The organism is Mycobacteroides saopaulense (assembly GCF_001456355.1).
In the GTDB taxonomy this organism is placed as follows: Bacteria; Actinomycetota; Actinomycetes; order Mycobacteriales; family Mycobacteriaceae; genus Mycobacterium; species Mycobacterium saopaulense.
In genome coordinates this window covers 2,010,103-2,027,215 of record NZ_CP010271.1, presented here as the reverse complement: position 1 = coordinate 2,027,215, position 17,113 = coordinate 2,010,103, and the positions used below count along the sequence as shown (strand labels likewise).

The following is a 17,113-nucleotide window of genomic DNA, read 5'->3' as shown; positions in this document are numbered from 1 at the left end:
GCTCAGACCTCACCAGTCGCGTCATAGATCCAGCTCATATCGGCGTTCATCAGGTCATTCATCCACGATGGTGGCGCGAAATTGGTCAGCGCTCCCATGTCCCAATAGTCCTTCCAAAGTGCGATCTTTCCGTCGATCACCTTGAGCACAGAAGCGAAGCGCAACAGTGCGGTTTCACCCGTACTCCAGGTCCATGTCTCGGAGTGCTCGTACATCACGTCCTCGCCGTTCGCGACGATCAGCCCGTCATGGTGGACGTAATCCGCCAAGGGCCCCAGCCCGATTTTCAGTCGCTTCACGATGTTCCCCGGTCCGCGCGCGGCTGCAGTAGGCCCCACCGGCATATCCAGATAGATGCAGTCGTCGGCCAGAAACGTGGTAACTGCCGCCCAGTTTCGCTGCGACAGCGCTAGCCACATGCCGGTGACCACCGACGCAGATCGCATCCCCATGTTTTCCCCTCCCCCGAAGTTCGACGAGTCGAGATCCTACGATCTGCGCGCACCTCGCGGGCCCGATCTGGGCGATTAGGCTCACCCCATGCCCGTCGCAAAGTCGATCATCTTGTTCGCCGCGGCCGCGATCCTGGAAATCGGTGGTGCCTGGCTCGTCTGGCAGGGGGTACGCGAGCATCGCGGGTGGGCATGGGTGGGATTCGGCGTCATCGCCCTGGGTGCCTACGGGTTCGTCGCGACCCTGCAACCCGACGCCCACTTCGGCCGAATCCTGGCCGCGTACGGAGGAGTATTCGTGGCCGGATCGCTGCTCTGGGGAATGGCGTTGGACGGCTTTCGCCCCGATCGCTGGGACATCAGCGGCGCACTGATCTGCTTGGCCGGGGTGGGGGTCATCATGTACGCACCCCGGAGCGCATGAGCGCCGATCAGCCCGGCTCGCTTCGACGAGAATTGGGTACCTTCGACGCCGTCATGATCGGGTTGGGCTCGATGATCGGCGCCGGCATCTTCGCGGCCCTCGCCCCCGCCGCTCAGTCAGCCGGTTCCGCCCTCCTGCTCGGTCTGGCGTTCGCCGCCGTGATCGCCTACTGCAACGCGACGTCCTCGGCCCGGCTGGCTGCGGTGTATCCCGCCTCGGGCGGCACCTACGTATATGGCCGCGAGCGTCTCGGCGACTTCTGGGGATACCTCGCCGGCTGGGGGTTCGTGGTCGGGAAGACAGCTTCCTGCGCGGCCATGGCATTGACGGTGGGCTTCTACGCATGGCCGGCGCATGCGCACGCCGTCGCGGTGGCCGCCGTGGTGGCACTGACAGCGATCAACTATGTGGGCGTTCAGAAATCGGCATGGCTGACGCGCCTCGTCGTGGCGATCGTGCTGGCGGTCTTGGCCGCGATTGTGGTCACGGCGTTCGGCTCCGGCGGAATCGATGCTGCGGCCCTCGACGTCACCGAGGTGTCGATCACTGGCGTGCTACAAGCCTCCGGTCTGCTGTTCTTCGCCTTCGCCGGCTACGCCCGCATCGCGACCTTGGGCGAGGAGGTGCGTGACCCGGCGCGCACCATCCCACGCGCCATCCCGATCGCCTTGAGCATCGCGCTGGTCGTCTATGCCGTTGTCGCCGTGGCAGTGTTGACAACGCTGGGTCCGTCGCGGCTGGCCACATCGGCAGCCCCTCTTCTGGATACGGTCACCGTCGCGGGTGTGCGGTGGATGGAACCGGTGGTACGAATCGGCGCCGTCGTCGCGGCGACGGGCTCGCTGCTGGCTCTCGTCCTCGGCGTATCCCGCACGACCTTCGCGATGGCTCGCGACCGCCACCTGCCCCCTGCCCTGGCCGCGGTACATTCCCGATATGGGGTGCCGTACCGCGCTGAACTTGTTGTCGGTTTGGTGGTTTCGATTCTGGCGGCCATCGCTGACCTGCGCGGGGCGATAGGTTTCTCGTCTTTCGCGGTGCTCGTGTACTACGCGGTGGCCAATGCCTCGGCGTGGACGCTATCCCCTGCCGAGGGACGTCCCCCCCGCATCGTCCCGGCACTGGGATTGATCGGGTGTGTGGTGGTGGCTCTCGCGTTACCGCTGTCGTCGGTGGCCGCCGGCAGCACGGTGTTGGCCCTCGGCGTCGGAGTCTATGCGGCCCGTCGCGTCAGTGGCCGGGATAGGCGTGAATGAGGGCGGTGTCGAGCTTGGGAACCGCATGGGTGAGTTCGTGTTCGGCGACATGGGCGATGCGGTGCGCCTCGACGAGGCTGACATCCGGATCGATGTCCAGCTCGGCATCGGCATGCAGGCGATGTCCAATCCACCGCAACCGGACACTGCGTACCGTCCGCACCCCGGGCTGAGCGGCCAGCGCTGTTTCGGCGGCGTCCACCAGGGTGGGATCTACGCCGTCCATCAACCGCCGGAACACGTCTCGTACCGCGGTACGCAGGATCGCGAGAATGGCCACGGTGATCACCAATCCGATGATCGGGTCTGCCAACGGGTATCCCAGCGCGACACCTACCGCTCCGAGGACAACCGCCAGCGAGGTGAATCCATCGGTGCGCGCATGCAGGCCGTCGGCAACCAATGCCGCCGAACCGATCCGGCGGCCCACCCGGATCCGATACAGGGCGACAAGTTCATTGCCGATGAAGCCGACGACACCCGCCGCCGCCACCCAGCCCAGCTGGCCGATCTGCACGGGATGAATCAAGCGCATCACCGCCTCGTAGCCCGCGACCACCGCCGACAACGCGATCATCGAGACCACGAACAAGCCGGCCAGATCCTCGGCGCGGCCGAATCCGTATGTGTATCGCTTTGTCGCAGCGCGTGTTCCGAGCGCAAAGGCAATCCAGAGCGGAACCGCGGTGAGCGCGTCGGAGAAGTTGTGGATGGTATCCGCCGCGAGCGCCACCGACCCCGAGACCACGACGATGACCACTTGAAACGCGGCTGTCACCAGTAGTGCCGCGAGGCTGGTCTTGACGGCCCGGGTGCCTGCCGCACTGGAGCTCAGCGCGTCGTCGATGCTGTCTGCGGCGTCATGGCTATGCGGGGACACGATCTCGGCAAGCATTCGCCGCAGACCGCCCCCGTGGTGGTGGTGATGGTGCTCGTGGTCGTGGTCGTCATGATGCACCGGCGCATTACGGGTATGACTCATCGCCCAACCCCTTTCACGGTGCGCAGGGCCGCTTCCGAACGGTGATGCGGCGGGATACCCGGACCCGCATGCTCGGCGTTGTACACCGCATCGGTCACCAGCTGCTCGACATGTTCGTTCTCGAGGCTGTAGTAGACGGTGGTGCCGTCCCGACGCGTCCGGACCAGCCGCGCCATTCGCAACTTGGCCAAGTGTTGCGACACCGAGGGCGCCGGCTTGCCGACGAGGTCCGCCAACTCGTTGACCGACAGTTCGCCAGCGGTCAGTGCCCACAACACCCGAACACGCGTGGCGTCAGCCAGCATTCGGAATACCTCGACCACCAACCCGACCTGCTCGTCGCCCAACGACGACTTGTCCGTCTGCCCCATCGCAGATGCTCCTCTACTACATATCTGCATTGATACGCAGATAATAGAGCATTGAGACGTTCAGTGTTCGCAACACCCACACGCGTCGTCGCCGATGACGTCCACGCCCGAGGTAAGCCCTGGCCCGCAGCAGGATTCTCCCTTCCAGGCGTTCATGCCCTCTCGCACCGCGATTGCCGCGATCACCAAGGCCGCGATCGGGTCGGCCCACGACCATCCAAACAACGTGTTGACCAGCAGGCCTGCCAGTAGTACCGCCGACAGATATGTGCACAGCAGTGTCTGCTTGGAATCGGCGACCGCCGAGGCAGACCCCAACTCGCGGCCCGCGCGTCGCTGCGCCCAGGACAGCACCGGCATGATCGCCAAACTGGCCGCAGCCAGCACGATCCCGACCGTCGAATGTCTGGCCTCACCAAAGCCGACCAGCGCGCGGATCGATTCCACCGTCACGTATGCGGCCAAGGCAAAAAAGGAGAACGCGATCACACGAAGCGCCGCCTTTTCCCTGGCCTCCGGGTCCTTGGCACTGAACTGCCATGCGACGGCCGCGGCCGACGATACTTCGATAACAGAATCCAGACCGAAGCCGATCAGCGCGGTCGACGAGACCCGAGCGCCCTCGGTGAGGGCCACGACGGCCTCGATCACGTTGTAGGTGATGGTGGCGGCGACGAACAGACGCACCCGGCGATTCAGCACGTCCCGGCGCTGCGAGGTGAGCACCATCAGCAGCAGCCCTCGTCCACCGGGCAGTACGACGGATCGACCGTCAGCACCAAATCCACCAAGTCATCCAGTGCGTGGCCGATCCGCTCATCGGCCAGCTCGTACCGGGTGCGTCGCCCCTCCGGAATACCGACGACCAACCCGCAACCACGCAAACATGCAAGGTGATTCGAGGTGATCTGTCGCGACACCCCCACCTCCTCGGCAAGCTCGGAGGGATAGCCCGGGCGCGATCTGAGGCTCAACAGAATCGCCGCCCGGGTCGGGTCCGACAACGCGCACCCGAATCTCGTCAGGGCATCACGATGAACCAGGGTCTCCATGAACCCAGATAGTACAGGCTATTCTGTATTCATTTCTAGATGTACTAATTCTCGACGGAGACTCGACCCCTAGCCACCGCGCGCACCTTCTCCGCCGCCCGCAAGAAGCTCCCGGTGCGCCGCTTGCCCAAAATGTCGGCGGGTCGCCCATCCACCACCACGGCCTGTCCACCGATCAGCACAGTGCTGACAGTGGCGTCGTTGCGGTTGACCATCCGCGACAGTCCGCCATACGCAGCAACGGACTGCTCGGCATACTCGGTCAGCGTTCCGTCGAGCCGCTCCGGATCGATCACGAAAAGATCTGCGCGGTCACCGATCCGGAGATGACCGGCATCGATCTGGTACCAGTCCGCGAGCTCCCCGGTGAGCCGGTGCACCGCCTGCTCGACGGTCATGAATGGCCGCCCCGCCCGCTGCGCCTCATGCACATGACGCAGCAGGCGCAGCCCGAAGTTGTAGAAGGCCATGTTCCGTAGATGAGCGCCCGCATCAGAGAAGCCGATCTGAATCCCGGGGTCGCGCGCCAGCTGCTTGAGCACCTCGGGGCGATGATTGGAAATGGTGGTCCGCCAACGAATGGCGGTGCCGTGTTCAAGAACCAGATCGAGGAACGCGTCCACTGGATGTAGGCCACCGCGATCCACACCGACCTGTCCAAATGATTTGCCGATGACAGAGGCCTCCGGGCATGCGACGATCTCGGCATCGAAAAAGTCTCTGTGCCAGACCCTTACGCCAAACTTGCTCTCATACTCCTTGCGGAACCGGCGGCGGTACGTCTCGTCGCGCAGCAGCTCATTGCGCTCGACCTCGTTGCGTAGATGCAGCGCAGCGGCCCCCGCGCCGAACTCCTCGAAGATCACCAAGTCGATACCGTCCGCGTAGACCTCGAATGGCACTGGCAGGTGTTGCCAGCGGAAGTTTCCGCCCAACTTGTTGATCACGCGAGCCAGCGGCCCCATCGCCCGGATCGCATAGGGGTTGGCCTTGATATCCGCCGCCGAGAGCAGCGATGTGGACAATCGTTTACGTAGGATGCCCAGCGACTGAACGGCTTGAGAGAGCACGTTGAACGGATTCTCGATATCGGGACCGGATTGCAGTGCCCGATTCCTTTGGCGTAGCTGCGATTTGAGCTTGCGTAGCTCCCGCGACCTGGCATACGTAGAGGGCAGTGTCCGGGAACGACAGATATCTCCGTCAAGCTTGTCGAAGAGCAACTGCTGTGAGGACATCCCGACGAAACCGGCATCAAGCGCCTCTGTCAGCCACCGGTCCATCTGCGCCTGCTCGCCGGGCGTGGGCCGCTCGTTTTTTCGGGTTGCCCGATCTAGCCCCATCACCGCCGCCCGCATATCCGAATGCCCCAGAAAGGTGGCGATATTCGGCCCCAACGGCAACGATTCCAGCGCAGCGACGTATTCATGCGCGTTGGTCCACGTCTTGTGCTGATCCACGGCTCCGATCACATGGTCGCGCGGTATGGCCTCCACCCTGCCGAAGATGTCGCCGGCATCGACGCCGTTGACATGGACAACCGACAAAGAGCACGAGCCGAGCAGCACGGTCGTCACCCCGTGACGAACCGACTCCGACAGCGCCGGAGCGGCCAGCACTTCCACGTCGTAATGCGTATGAATGTCGACCAGGCCCGGCAGGACCCACTTTCCGGTGGCGTCGATGACGTTCGGACAGTTCGCTTCCTCAAGGGTTTCCGCCGAGATCGCGGCGATATGACCATCCTTGATACCGATGTTCCGAACAGCGGACCGAGCGCCCGTTCCATCGAACCATCGCCCGTTTCGTATCACCGTGTCGAACTGGGAAGCCATCTGGTTCCTCCTTGTATTGCTGCTATTTCACGGGCGCAATGCGAAGCGCCGGCAGGACATAACGCCGGAAGTGCCGCCCCAGCGAGACCGGATCGTCGGGGTCGACGCAGTTCCCGGGGACGCTGCCCAGACTGATCATCACGCGCGCGATCCACTCGCTGGCCTCATCGACATCGGTGCGCGCGTGAATCTCTCCGGCATCGCGGGCCGCCTCCACGTAGGGTCTCCAGAACCCGGCTAGATCAGGCACCAATCCCTGAACCCCCGCACCGGCACAAGCCATGAACTCTTCCGGCTCGCGCACCCGCATCCGCATGAGAAGGGTGCCTGGATCGTCATAGGCACGGCGGCCGATCTTCACGCCGGCCACCAGCCTTTCCTCGAACCCCTCGATGGCCGCGAGCTCGGCCGCCGACTGCGCCCAGCTGACCTCGATCAGGCGGATGATCGTGGCACCCACCAGGGTCTGCTTGTCCGGGAAGTGGCGATACAACCAGGACCGGGAAACGCCCGCCTCCTCGGCCACGTCGGTCATCGTGGTTGCACGAATACCCTTGTCGGCCAGCAGCTTTTCGGTAGCATCCAGCAGCCGTGCGGCCACCGAATCGCCATCGGGATCAGGTATCGAGGCTTCGTCGAACACCGCGGTCATGCTCTCAATGTAAACAAGGTGTAGACACATTTCAAGATCTGTGTACACTGCGGATGTACAGATCTTGAAAACTGTTCACAAGCGACCGCATCGCCGCGGCCGCATTCGGAGGAGTGCCATGACCCGACCCAATACCGCGATCATCGGCGCCGGCATCAGCGGACTCACATCCGCGAAAATGTTGTCCGACTACGGTATTCCTCACACGTGCTTCGAGACCTCGGATCGGATCGGCGGAAACTGGGCGTTCGGCAATCCCAACGGGAACAGCAGCGCCTACCGTTCCCTGCACATCGACACCTCGCGGCATCAGCTCTCCTTCCGGGACTTCCCCATGCCCGAGAGCTACCCACACTTTCCGCACCACACACTCATCAAGCAGTATCTCGAGGATTACGCGACGGCCTTCGACCTCAAGCGCAACATCGAGTTCCAGAACGGCATCGTCCACGCGGAGCGGCTACCCGACGGCGGATGGGAACTGCTGACCCAGACGGGTGAACGACGACTCTTCGACCTTCTGGTCGTGGCCAACGGGCATCATTGGGACCCCAGATATCCGCACTTCCCTGGCACTTTCAGCGGCACCACGTTGCATTCGCACCACTACATCGATCCGCGTACCCCACTCGATCTCATGGACAAGAAGATCCTGGTAGTCGGCCTCGGCAACAGTGCGGCAGACATCGCCGTCGAACTGTCATCTCGTGCCACCGGGAACACAGTGGCCCTCTCCACCCGCTCGGGCGCCTGGATCGTCCCCAAATACATCGCCGGTCAACCCGCGGACAAGTACTTCCGCACCAGCCCGCACATACCGATGTCCTGGCAACGCAAGCTTTTTCAGATGATGCAACCACTCATGGCCGGTCGCCCCGATCAATTGGGACTGCCGGTGCCGAACCACAAATTCGGCGAGGCACACTTCACCCAGTCGGTGGAACTCCCCTTGCGACTGGGCTCGGGAGACATCGCTCCCAAGCCCGACGTCAGCCACATGGACGGTCAAACAGTGCACTTCGAGGACGGCACCTCCGCCGACTTCGATGTGATCATCTTCGCGACCGGGTACAACATCACCTTCCCCTTCTTCGATCCGGAATTCCTGAGCGCCCCGGACAATCGGATCGACCTGTACAAGCGGATGTTCAAGCCCGGCCTCGACGACCTGATCTTCGTCGGCCTCGCGCAGGCCGTTCCGTCCCTGTTCCCGTTCGTCGAATGCCAGGCACGTCTGGTCGGCGCATATGCGGCGGGCAAGTATCGACTGCCCTCGGTCGGCGAGATGCACGAGGTGATCGCGGCAGAGCATCGGAAGTACACCGGGCACATGCTGGATCGCCCACGGCATACCCAGCAGTTGGACTACTTCCTCTATGAGCACGACATGAGAACCAAGGAGATCCCGCGCGGATTCGCGCGGGCGGGAGGTGCCGCGTGAACCGACAGAACATCCGATTCAATAGTCATGGGATCGACTGCGATGCATGGCTGTACCGCGCCAACACCGCAGACGACACGGCGCCCGTGGTGGTGATGGCACACGGAGTGGGTGGCACCAAGGACTCGGGCCTGGAACCATTCGCCGAGCGCCTGGCCGATGTGGGCATGCACGCGCTCGCATTCGACTACCGCGGCTTCGGCGCCTCGGACGGCTTTCCCCGCCAACAGGTTTCCTTCAGCCATCAGATCGACGACTACCACGCCGCGGTGAACACGGCCGCACGCCTGCCGGGCGTCGATCCCACCCGAGTCGTGCTGTGGGGTGTTTCCCTGGCCGGCGGGCATGTATTAGCGGTCGCCGGCTCGCGTAACGACGTGGCGGCCGTCGTCTCCGTGACTCCTCTGGTGGATGGCGTCGCCGCCGCGCGCTCGGCGATGGGCGAGCACAGCGCCGGCACCCTACTGCGTTCTGCGCTCACCGGTATCCGCAGCCGGGTGGGCCGTCAGCAGCACACGATCCCGATCGTCGGTCGCCCCGGCGAACTGGCGGCATTGACGTGCGAGGGCTACTACGAGGCGCATCTCGCGATCGCGGGTCCGTCGTGGCGCAATGAGATCGATGCGACCGTTGGTACCCAGCTCGCTTCCTACCGCCCCACTCGGTACGCCTCGGAGGTCAGCTGTCCCACCCTCGTGCAGATCGCCGACTTCGATCGTGCCGCACCACCGCATGCGGCGGCCAAAGCCGCCTTCAAGGCACGCGCCGAAGTGCGCCACTATCCGTGTGACCACTTCGGCGTGTATCAGGGACAGGAGTACTTCGATGCCGCGATATCCCACCAAATCAGCTTTTTGACAAGGCATCTGGGTGTGAAGGCAGCATCACTGACCGCAGCGGCCCATGGCTGAGACCATTCAGCAACTGGTCAACGCCCGCACGACCGACGATAACGTCGCACTCGTCTACCGAGGACAGACCTGGATCTGGCGTGAACACCTGGCCGAGGCGGCCAGGCAGGCGGCAACGTTGATTCGGCTGGCGGATCCACTCCGGCCGTTGCACGTGGGGACTCTTCTCGGCAACACGCCGGCGATGGCCACCGCGATGGCCGCGGCAGCGCAGGGTGGATACATCTTGTGCGCAATCAACAACACCCGCCGCGATCAGGGACTGGAACGCGATATCCGCAAGGCGGATGTGCAGATCCTGCTGGTTGACGATCAGCACCGCTCCCTGCTCGAAACCCTGAATCTGACCGGTGTGACGGTGATAGACGTCGACGGTGCGCAGTGGCATGCGCAGGTGCATGCGGCTCGTGAACTGCGGCCCTATCGCACCGCCACAGCCCTTGACCCGTTCATGATGATCTTCACCTCGGGCACCAGCGGGGACCCGAAAGCAGTTCTGGTGACACACGCGATGGTGCTCGTCGCGGCGCAGTCGCTGGTCGACCGCTTCTCACTCTCCCCCGCCGACGTCTGCTACGTCTCGATGCCGCTGTTCCATTCGAATGCCGTCTTGGCAGGATGGGGCGTCGCTGTCGCCGCGGGCGCCACACTGGCCCCGGCCAAGTTCTCCGCCTCGAGGTTTCTGACCGATATCCGAGAAGTAGGCGCCACCTATATGAACTACGTGGGTAAGCCGTTGGCGTATGTACTGGCCACCGAGGAGCAAGCCGACGACGCATCGAACCCCTTGCGGGTGGCGTTCGGCAACGAAGCCTCCGACCACGACATCGCCGAGTTTTCGCGACGCTTCGATGTCATGGTGTACGACGGGTTCGGCTCGACCGAGAACGCGGTAATCATCACCCGAGAAGCGGGAACACCGGCAGGGTCAATCGGTAAAGGGTTTCCCGGTGTCGGGGTGTACGACCCCGACACTCTGACCGAGTGTCCGGTGGCGCGGTTCGACGCGCACGGCATCCTGTCCAATCCGCATGAGGCAGTTGGCGAGTTGGTGAATACCCAAGGAGCAGGGTTCTTTTCCGGGTACTACAACGACGAGGACGCCACCGGCGAGCGCATGCGCCACGGCATGTACTGGTCTGGAGACCTCGCCTACCGAGACGCCAACGGCTGGATCTACCTGGCGGGGCGCACAGCCGACTGGATGCGGATCAACGGCGAGAATCTGGCGGCGGCACCCATCGAGCGAATCCTGCAGAGACATCCCGCAGTGAGTCAGGTGGCGGTATACGCCATCCGGGACGCGCGGGGTAATGACGCGGTGGCGGCGGCGTTGGTGCTGCGGGCACCTTTGACATATTTGGAGCTCACAGAATTTCTTTCCGCGCAGCAGGACCTACCACGGATCGGCTGGCCCCGGTATGTCCGGTTGACTCAGCGCCTGCCGTCCACCGCTACCAATAAGATTGTCAAACGCACGCTAATTTCCGACGGCCTCGATGTGGGCGCCGACGAATTGTGGCATCGAGAAGAGCGCGGTGCCGAGTTTTTCTCTATGTATCCGCTATCTCAATAGATCTGCACAAATCTTGACTAAATATTGAGGCCTTGGCCCTGTCGTCGAGCCACACCGGCATTTATCGCCATATCGGATGGCAGTCATCACATTTCCGAATGCCTGGGAAGTCACTGTGCGGATAAATTAAGCACACGCTGATCAGATTAATTAGAAGTTAAGCATGCATGATGGCTGTGTGAAAGCGGCGCCGATATCTATTGACGGCAGCGCAATTAAATGACACGTTGCCTATTAGATCCGTCGACGCATGACGCCCCGGCGGGCACCGACAAGTCGCCATCAAAATTGATTAACCTGCTTTCTTTCCGGGAGTCTCTATGTCTATTGCAGAATCCACAAATCTGCCGGCACGCGCCGGGTCCTCGCCGTCCTCGATAACCCGCGCGTTCACCCAGGCCATACTCTCCGGGCGAGGGGTGCATCCTGACGAAATCCCGGCAGGTCGCGCCTACACCACGCTCCGCGACCTGGCCACGCACCCGGGCTTACGGGGCGTCGGCGATGTGCTCGCACCGGGAATAGCTCCTGACACAGTCGATTTCCTACCGCTGGCCAGGTTGGTCAACGCCGCGGAGCTACCCGCTATTCGCGGGGCGATCGAGAGTGTGCTGCCGACCGGAAAGTTCACCTCCGGCCCTCACGTCGATGCGTTTGAAGACGAGATCGCGAACTACCTGGGGCTCGACCACGTTGTCGGAGCTTCCAGCGGCACCGATGCGATGACCGCCGTGCTGCTCGCGCTCGGCGCGGGTCCCGGTACCGAAGTCATCATGCCCGCCAACAGCTTTGCAGCCACCGAAAACGCGGTATTCCTCACGGGCGCACGGCCCGTGTTGGTAGATACCCGCGCAGACAACTACCTGCTGGACCCTGAAGAGGTCGAGGCGGCCATCACGAGTCGGACGGTCGCGGTACTGCCGGTGCACCTGTACGGTGCGTTCGCCGACATTCACGCGTTGACGGAAGTCGCTGCACGCCATGGCATCCCCGTCGTGGAGGACGCATGCCAGGGAATCGGCCTTGACGGGTTGGGGCACTTCACCGATGCCGCGATACTCAGTTTCAACCCCTACAAGAACCTCGGCGCAATAGGGAAAGCCGGTGCGGTGGCCACCCGCCTACCCGGTCTTGCCCGACGGGTGACCGAACTGCTCTATCACGGCTTCGCGGCAGGCCAAAAGAACGTCAAAGCAAGTGGATACGGACTCAACTCCCGTCTGGACAACGTGCAAGCCGCGGTACTGCGCGCCCGTCTCGACTGGCTGGGCCAGAACAACCTGGCCCGCAGCATCCTCGCCCGACGGTATGTGGAAGGTCTCACCGACCTGAGCCACGACGGGCGCCTTCGGCTCCCCGACTGGGACGTCGATCATGTCTGGCACCTGTTCACCGTAGAAACAGCCCAGGAGAATCGAGACACCGTTACCTCCGCGCTGCGAGAGGCCGGAGTCGCCACAGATCTCTACTATCCGGTACTCACGCACAAACACCAGACACCCTCGGCGGCAGGCATATTCGAGGGTGTCAAGTTGCCTCGCACCGAGGCTACACATGCGCGAATGTTCCAGCTCCCGCTCTACCCCGGGCTCACACTCGCCGAGCAAGACCGCGTGATCGGTGCTCTGCATGACGTCCTTCGTTAACACCCGCACCGAGACGGACTGGCTGGTGCTGTGCGACTTCGATGAAACATTCTTCGCACACGACCCCGCGATCCGCTCCCAACGTGACCTGACCGACCTGGCAGAACTCGTCAACGATCTATCCGTGTCCGCTGGTCTGCGGTTCGGATTCATCACCGGCAGCGCCCCGACCACGGTGATCGGGAGACTCGAAGAACTGGCCAGTGGCCTGCGGCCCGCGTTCATCGGCGGAAACCTGGGCACGGACCTGCTCGTCGCCGACAATGACGGACAGTTGACCGCCGACCCGCGCTGGCATGCCCGGTTCCCCACTCCCCAGGAGTTTTCGGCACGGGTCGATCGCGTGCTGGCGGCACGGCCGGATCTTGATCTCAGACCACAGTCGACCCACGGAGCCGGCGTCTACAAGCGCAACTTCTATCTGCATGCGGTTGTGGAGGACCTCGACGAAGACGGCCGGGTCAGCTCGTTGCGTCGTCTGGTAGCAGCCCAGTCTCTCGCCGTCAACGTCAACCATTGCAACCCCGCTGCCGGCGATCCCGAGGGCTTCCTGGATGTCGACTTTCTGCCGCTGGGTGCAGGGAAAAAGGAGATAGCACTCTTCCTGCAGGACTGTTGGCAGGTACCGCGCACCCGCACTCTGGCTTTCGGCGACAGCGGCAACGACCTCGGCATGCTCGCGTGTGCCGGTCACGCATGGCTGGTCTCCAATGCCACCGCCGAGGCGCGCAGAGCGCATTCACATATCACCGCCCGGCCTCATGCCGGCGGAGTCCTCGACACCATTCGCCACATTCTCACAAAGGAGCAGTAGTCATGTTGAAAGTCGGAATCATCGGCGCCGGCGGCGTCGCCCGCGCACACGCGCGCGCCCTGAATACCCTCAAATCCGCTGAACTGGTGGCGGTCCTGGATATCGATGCTCACGCAGCCGCGACGTTCACCCATGCCCATGGCGGCACCCCGGTGACCGATGTCGATGCCCTGCTGGGACTTTCCGATGCTGTCGTCGTCGCCTCACCCAACTTCACGCATCGCGACCACTCGCTCTCGGCGTTACGCGCCGGACGATCAGTGCTGTGCGAAAAGCCCTTGGCGCTCTCACGAGTCGAGGCCAAGGAGATGGTGGCGGCCGCCGGCGAAATCACGTCCCCTGCGCTCGTCGGATTCAACTATCGGCATCTTCCGGTCGTGGTCGAGCTGCGCCACAGGCTCCAGCGCGGCGACTTCGGCACGATCTGCGCGCTAGAACTCGGTTTCCGAAAGGATTCCGCATACCGCCGCAAGAACCACACCTGGCGCGACAGCGGCCGCTCCAACGGCACCAGCGGAGCGCTGGGCGATCTGGGGGTTCACCTACTCGACCTGCTCACCTACATATCGGGAGGCCGAATCCTCGTCGACGAATGCCAGGCGCGAATCACCACTCATGTCAACAACAAAGGCGATGAGGCCGTTGAGGTCGACGACCACGCCGAGATCTACGGCCGTCTGAATACCGGAAGCATCTTCTCCCTGATCGCATCCAAGGCAGCACCGACCGCGGACTGCGGATTCTCCATCCGGATCGTGGGGACCAATGCCGTGTTCCGCTACCACACGGCCGACCCCGGGCACTACCTCATCTCACGCGGTGCCGAGACCGAAACTGTTGAGCTGGAACGTACCTTGCTGTCCGACCCGGCCAACGAAGTACACGGCTGGTCGGATTCGTTTCGCTCGGAAATCGATCACTGGAGTCGTCTCGTCTCCACCGGCGGAGTATCGATGAATCGTCAGACCTTGGCGACGTTCGAGGACGGTCTGGCCGCCCAGGAGGTGCTCGAGACACTGCTGCGCGGCAGCAAGTCCCAGTCGGAGCGATTGCCGGTCGACTACACGTTGCCGAGTCCCGTCGAATTGTGACCGGCTCCGGGCACGTCCATCTCGCATCGTGCGGCGCCTACGCCGGAGTGGGCACCGCACATGTGTTCTGGGGCACCGTGTCCCCCTATGCGCTGCCGGTCGAGGCCGCCAGCCAGACCTTGGCAGCACTCATCGCCGCGCAGTTCACCGGATTCCTGCTCGGCGTACTGTCGGCGCCTCGCCTCAGCACCAGGATCGGCGTCGGCCGGCACATCACCATCGCGCTGGCACTATTTGCGATCGCACTGTCTGCGCCGCTGTGGGTGCTGAGCCCTCCGATTCTCCTGGGAGCCAGCGTCATTCTCGGCGCGGCAGCGGGCTCGCTGGAGACACAGATCGGGGCACTGGCCTTGGACCCCGCACGCGGACCTCGCGCCCTGACGGTGCTTGAGGCCTGTTTTGGCCTTGCCGCGTTGCTGTTTCCGGTCTTGGTGTTCGTGCTGTCGCCGGTAATCTCCTGGCGTGCGCCGGTGGCCCTCGCCGCCACGGCGATGGCCATACTGTGTGTGGTCTGGACACGCACGCACAGGGCCTCCTTGAGTCCGCGCACGCAGGTCGACACGGCCGGGGCGTCCGCAGCACCGAGGCCTGCAGTACGCCGGATACCGACTACCGCGGCCTGCCTGTTGCTGGTCTTCGCCGTCGTCTACGCAGGGTTTGAGACCAACTTCGCGAACTTCCTGCCGCGAATCGTCGACTCCCACGGCGAGGCAACGACCAGCGTGCTTGCGGTGAGCGGATTCTGGTTCGGCATCACCGCCGGTCGCCTACTTACGGTGAGTGTCGTGCATACGATTGTTGGGCGAAAAGCTCTGGCGGTACTGGCTATTGGACTTACCACCGCGCTGCTGGGCCTCGCGCGCTTCAGTGACGAACTGGCAACCGCCTTGCCGTGGGTGATCGCGGCCGGGCTGCTCGCGGCCGCGATGTTCCCGGTGGCACTGACCCTCGCCACCCGAATCGGAGGAATCCCGATTCCGATCATGACAAGCTACTTCGTGGCCTCGGCAAGCCTCGGCGGTGCCGCGATGGCGCTCCCCGTCGGCACCACCCTGGATGCCTTCGGACCGCGCGGCGTCCCGCTGCTGTTCGCTGGGGCTGCCGCGCTACTGGTGATTCTCATCGTCGCGCCCAGAAACAGCCATTCCACCGCGTGATGCCGTCCGTTACCGGCGCGCGGGAAGTTGTTGTCGAAACCCCTTGCCTGCTGGCCATTCCCCCAGTATGTTCGAATGTATGTTCGATACCTTGGGGGATGGCGAACTGATCGACGTGATCAGTTCCTCCCAACGTGCCGAGGCGCAGGCTGCCTCGCGGCGTCTCTCGGCTATTGGGGTTTTGGTAGACCGCCATGCCGATCCCGAACATGAGGACCCACGCGATCGGTTCACGGTGGACCGCTGGGACGAGGTCGCCGCCCAGGTGGCCGCCGCGCAAGGCATCACCCACGCGTTGGCCTCACACCAGATGCGTTACGCCTATGTGCTGCGACATCGCCTGCGGTCAGTTGCCGAGCGATTCGCTGCGGGCGACATCGACTTTCGCACCATCGCACTGATCATCGGCCGCACTGAACTACTCGAGGATGACTGCGTGGTCGCCGCCGTGGACGCGGCGATCTCCGAAGCACTGCCTCGCTGGGAACGCTGGTCGATCAAACGAATCACCGCCGCCCTGGACTCCCTGGTCTACCGCCACGATCGTGATGCCGTGCGCCGCACCAAGACCGCCACCGATGACCGGCACATCCAGATCAGGCCACTAGACACCGGCGACCCACTCGCGGAGATCTGGGGCGTGCTGCAGACCCCGCACGCTGTCGCACTCGACAAACGTCTCGAGCAGCTTGTAGGAACCGTCTGCAGCGCGGACCCGCGCACCACGGCACAGCGGCGTGCCGATGCCATTGGCGCCCTCACCCAAGGCCTCGATCGCATGCGGTGCACCTGCGCGGCCGCTGACTGCACCGGCCGCGGTGTCGCCGATACACAGGTTATCGTGCACATGGTTGCAAACCAGGACACCCTGGAAGACCCCGAAAGCCTTGAGCCGGGCCATGTATCCGGGTTCGGAGTGATCAGTGCCGGTCAGGCTCGCCAGATCGCTGCACAACCCGGCGCCCGCGTCCATCTCCTGGATGCGACCGACGGCACAGATCGCTACCGGCCTACCCGGAAACTCGACACCTTTGTGCGGTGCCGGGATCAGTTGTGCCGCTTTCCTGGCTGCTCTCGCCCTGCCGACACCGCAGACCTGGACCACAGCGTCTCCTACGCCGACGGCGGTCGTACCGACGCCGAGAATCTCAAAGCATTGTGCCGCAAGCATCATCTACTGAAGACGTTTTGCGGATGGCGAGAAGTTCAGGAACCCGATGGCACCGTCGTATGGAAGGCACCAACCGGGCACACCTACATCACCACCCCCGCCGGCGGGCTGCTGTTCAACAATCTCACGCGTGCCCGCACGCGAACCCAGGACCGTCAACGACGCCAACGCGACGAGCGAAACCTCAACCGGCAAGACCGATTAGAACGCGCGAACGTGCAGGCCGCCTACGCCGAGGCCAATCCGCCGCCCTTCTAGGGGACGTCAGCACATCGCGCTATT

The 17,113-nt window shown here is 63.5% G+C and carries 17 protein-coding genes; 10 read left to right on the top strand and 7 right to left on the bottom strand.

Translation table 11 applies throughout. The features are described from left to right. Positions 1 to 2: 2 nt before the first annotated feature. Positions 3 to 446, bottom strand: coding sequence for a nuclear transport factor 2 family protein (locus MYCSP_RS10020; protein WP_083018107.1), 444 nt, complete (start codon positions 444 to 446; stop codon positions 3 to 5). A gap of 94 nt (positions 447 to 540) precedes the next feature. Between MYCSP_RS10020 and MYCSP_RS10015 the strand changes: the two genes are divergently transcribed. Both MYCSP_RS10015 and MYCSP_RS10010 read left to right on the top strand, forming a co-directional pair. Then, positions 541 to 876: a YnfA family protein gene (locus MYCSP_RS10015; protein WP_083018105.1), complete on the top strand. Its 336-nt coding sequence runs from the start codon at positions 541 to 543 to the stop codon at positions 874 to 876. Then, the gene (locus MYCSP_RS10010; protein ID WP_083018103.1) at positions 873 to 2,132 is read left to right on the top strand and encodes an APC family permease; all 1,260 of its coding nucleotides are present in this window, start codon (positions 873 to 875) and stop codon (positions 2,130 to 2,132) included. Before MYCSP_RS10015 ends, MYCSP_RS10010 begins: the two co-directional genes overlap by 4 nt. Here the strand turns inward: MYCSP_RS10010 and MYCSP_RS10005 are convergent. The 6 genes from MYCSP_RS10005 to MYCSP_RS09980 are packed head-to-tail and all read right to left on the bottom strand — an operon-like array spanning position 2,107 to position 7,024. Next, positions 2,107 to 3,114 (bottom strand): cation diffusion facilitator family transporter, encoded by a 1,008-nt coding sequence (locus MYCSP_RS10005; protein WP_083018101.1) that lies wholly within the window; start codon positions 3,112 to 3,114, stop codon positions 2,107 to 2,109. The two genes, MYCSP_RS10010 and MYCSP_RS10005, sit on opposite strands and share 26 nt — an antisense overlap. Continuing rightward, the gene (locus MYCSP_RS10000; RefSeq protein ID WP_083018098.1) at positions 3,111 to 3,485 is read right to left on the bottom strand and encodes an ArsR/SmtB family transcription factor; all 375 of its coding nucleotides are present in this window, start codon (positions 3,483 to 3,485) and stop codon (positions 3,111 to 3,113) included. The genes MYCSP_RS10005 and MYCSP_RS10000 overlap by 4 nt, the downstream gene beginning before the upstream one ends. A gap of 60 nt (positions 3,486 to 3,545) precedes the next feature. After that, on the bottom strand, positions 3,546 to 4,214 hold the full coding sequence (locus MYCSP_RS09995; RefSeq protein WP_083018096.1) for a cation transporter: 669 nt from the start codon (positions 4,212 to 4,214) through the stop codon (positions 3,546 to 3,548). Continuing rightward, on the bottom strand, positions 4,214 to 4,537 hold the full coding sequence (locus MYCSP_RS09990; protein ID WP_025982481.1) for an ArsR/SmtB family transcription factor: 324 nt from the start codon (positions 4,535 to 4,537) through the stop codon (positions 4,214 to 4,216). The genes MYCSP_RS09995 and MYCSP_RS09990 overlap by 1 nt, the downstream gene beginning before the upstream one ends. A gap of 44 nt (positions 4,538 to 4,581) precedes the next feature. Then, positions 4,582 to 6,372: an N-acyl-D-amino-acid deacylase family protein gene (locus MYCSP_RS09985; RefSeq protein WP_083018094.1), complete on the bottom strand. Its 1,791-nt coding sequence runs from the start codon at positions 6,370 to 6,372 to the stop codon at positions 4,582 to 4,584. Positions 6,373 to 6,394: 22 nt separating this feature from the next. Further along, positions 6,395 to 7,024 (bottom strand): TetR/AcrR family transcriptional regulator, encoded by a 630-nt coding sequence (locus MYCSP_RS09980; protein ID WP_088413709.1) that lies wholly within the window; start codon positions 7,022 to 7,024, stop codon positions 6,395 to 6,397. Positions 7,025 to 7,142: 118 nt separating this feature from the next. On the opposite strand from MYCSP_RS09980, the gene MYCSP_RS09975 reads away from it, so the two are divergent. From MYCSP_RS09975 to MYCSP_RS09940, 8 genes are all read left to right on the top strand, one after another. Continuing rightward, complete coding sequence (locus tag MYCSP_RS09975; RefSeq protein ID WP_083018090.1) at positions 7,143 to 8,465, top strand: flavin-containing monooxygenase; 1,323 nt, start codon at positions 7,143 to 7,145, stop codon at positions 8,463 to 8,465. Continuing rightward, the gene (locus MYCSP_RS09970; RefSeq protein WP_083018089.1) at positions 8,462 to 9,376 is read left to right on the top strand and encodes an alpha/beta hydrolase; all 915 of its coding nucleotides are present in this window, start codon (positions 8,462 to 8,464) and stop codon (positions 9,374 to 9,376) included. The genes MYCSP_RS09975 and MYCSP_RS09970 overlap by 4 nt, the downstream gene beginning before the upstream one ends. Further along, positions 9,369 to 10,952 carry a fatty-acid--CoA ligase FadD1 gene (gene fadD1 / locus MYCSP_RS09965; protein WP_088413708.1) on the top strand — a complete coding sequence of 528 codons (1,584 nt, stop codon included), beginning with the start codon at positions 9,369 to 9,371 and terminating at the stop codon, positions 10,950 to 10,952. The genes MYCSP_RS09970 and fadD1 overlap by 8 nt, the downstream gene beginning before the upstream one ends. A 320-nt stretch (positions 10,953 to 11,272) precedes the next feature. Then, positions 11,273 to 12,598 carry a DegT/DnrJ/EryC1/StrS family aminotransferase gene (locus MYCSP_RS09960; protein ID WP_070912690.1) on the top strand — a complete coding sequence of 442 codons (1,326 nt, stop codon included), beginning with the start codon at positions 11,273 to 11,275 and terminating at the stop codon, positions 12,596 to 12,598. Further along, on the top strand, positions 12,582 to 13,412 hold the full coding sequence (locus MYCSP_RS09955; RefSeq protein WP_088413707.1) for an HAD family hydrolase: 831 nt from the start codon (positions 12,582 to 12,584) through the stop codon (positions 13,410 to 13,412). The genes MYCSP_RS09960 and MYCSP_RS09955 overlap by 17 nt, the downstream gene beginning before the upstream one ends. 2 nt (positions 13,413 to 13,414) lie before the next feature. Then, entirely contained in the window at positions 13,415 to 14,503 is a 1,089-nt protein-coding gene (locus MYCSP_RS09950) for a Gfo/Idh/MocA family protein (RefSeq protein ID WP_088413706.1), read from the top strand. 47 nt (positions 14,504 to 14,550) lie between these two features. Continuing rightward, positions 14,551 to 15,660, top strand: coding sequence for an MFS transporter (locus MYCSP_RS09945; protein ID WP_162266346.1), 1,110 nt, complete (start codon positions 14,551 to 14,553; stop codon positions 15,658 to 15,660). Between the two features lie 79 nt (positions 15,661 to 15,739). Then, positions 15,740 to 17,089: an HNH endonuclease signature motif containing protein gene (locus MYCSP_RS09940; protein ID WP_088415554.1), complete on the top strand. Its 1,350-nt coding sequence runs from the start codon at positions 15,740 to 15,742 to the stop codon at positions 17,087 to 17,089. Positions 17,090 to 17,113 lie beyond the last annotated feature (24 nt).

Coding starts and splice junctions, on each gene's coding strand:
- MYCSP_RS10020 (WP_083018107.1), bottom strand. CDS start 446: ATGCGATCTGCGTCGGTGGTCACCGGCATGTGGCTAGCGCTGTCGCAG.
- MYCSP_RS10015 (WP_083018105.1), top strand. CDS start 541: ATGCCCGTCGCAAAGTCGATCATCTTGTTCGCCGCGGCCGCGATCCTG.
- MYCSP_RS10010 (WP_083018103.1), top strand. CDS start 873: ATGAGCGCCGATCAGCCCGGCTCGCTTCGACGAGAATTGGGTACCTTC.
- MYCSP_RS10005 (WP_083018101.1), bottom strand. CDS start 3,114: ATGAGTCATACCCGTAATGCGCCGGTGCATCATGACGACCACGACCAC.
- MYCSP_RS10000 (WP_083018098.1), bottom strand. CDS start 3,485: ATGGGGCAGACGGACAAGTCGTCGTTGGGCGACGAGCAGGTCGGGTTG.
- MYCSP_RS09995 (WP_083018096.1), bottom strand. CDS start 4,214: ATGGTGCTCACCTCGCAGCGCCGGGACGTGCTGAATCGCCGGGTGCGT.
- MYCSP_RS09990 (WP_025982481.1), bottom strand. CDS start 4,537: ATGGAGACCCTGGTTCATCGTGATGCCCTGACGAGATTCGGGTGCGCG.
- MYCSP_RS09985 (WP_083018094.1), bottom strand. CDS start 6,372: ATGGCTTCCCAGTTCGACACGGTGATACGAAACGGGCGATGGTTCGAT.
- MYCSP_RS09980 (WP_088413709.1), bottom strand. CDS start 7,024: ATGACCGCGGTGTTCGACGAAGCCTCGATACCTGATCCCGATGGCGAT.
- MYCSP_RS09975 (WP_083018090.1), top strand. CDS start 7,143: ATGACCCGACCCAATACCGCGATCATCGGCGCCGGCATCAGCGGACTC.
- fadD1 (WP_088413708.1), top strand. CDS start 9,369: ATGGCTGAGACCATTCAGCAACTGGTCAACGCCCGCACGACCGACGAT.
- MYCSP_RS09960 (WP_070912690.1), top strand. CDS start 11,273: ATGTCTATTGCAGAATCCACAAATCTGCCGGCACGCGCCGGGTCCTCG.
- MYCSP_RS09955 (WP_088413707.1), top strand. CDS start 12,582: ATGACGTCCTTCGTTAACACCCGCACCGAGACGGACTGGCTGGTGCTG.
- MYCSP_RS09950 (WP_088413706.1), top strand. CDS start 13,415: ATGTTGAAAGTCGGAATCATCGGCGCCGGCGGCGTCGCCCGCGCACAC.
- MYCSP_RS09940 (WP_088415554.1), top strand. CDS start 15,740: ATGTTCGATACCTTGGGGGATGGCGAACTGATCGACGTGATCAGTTCC.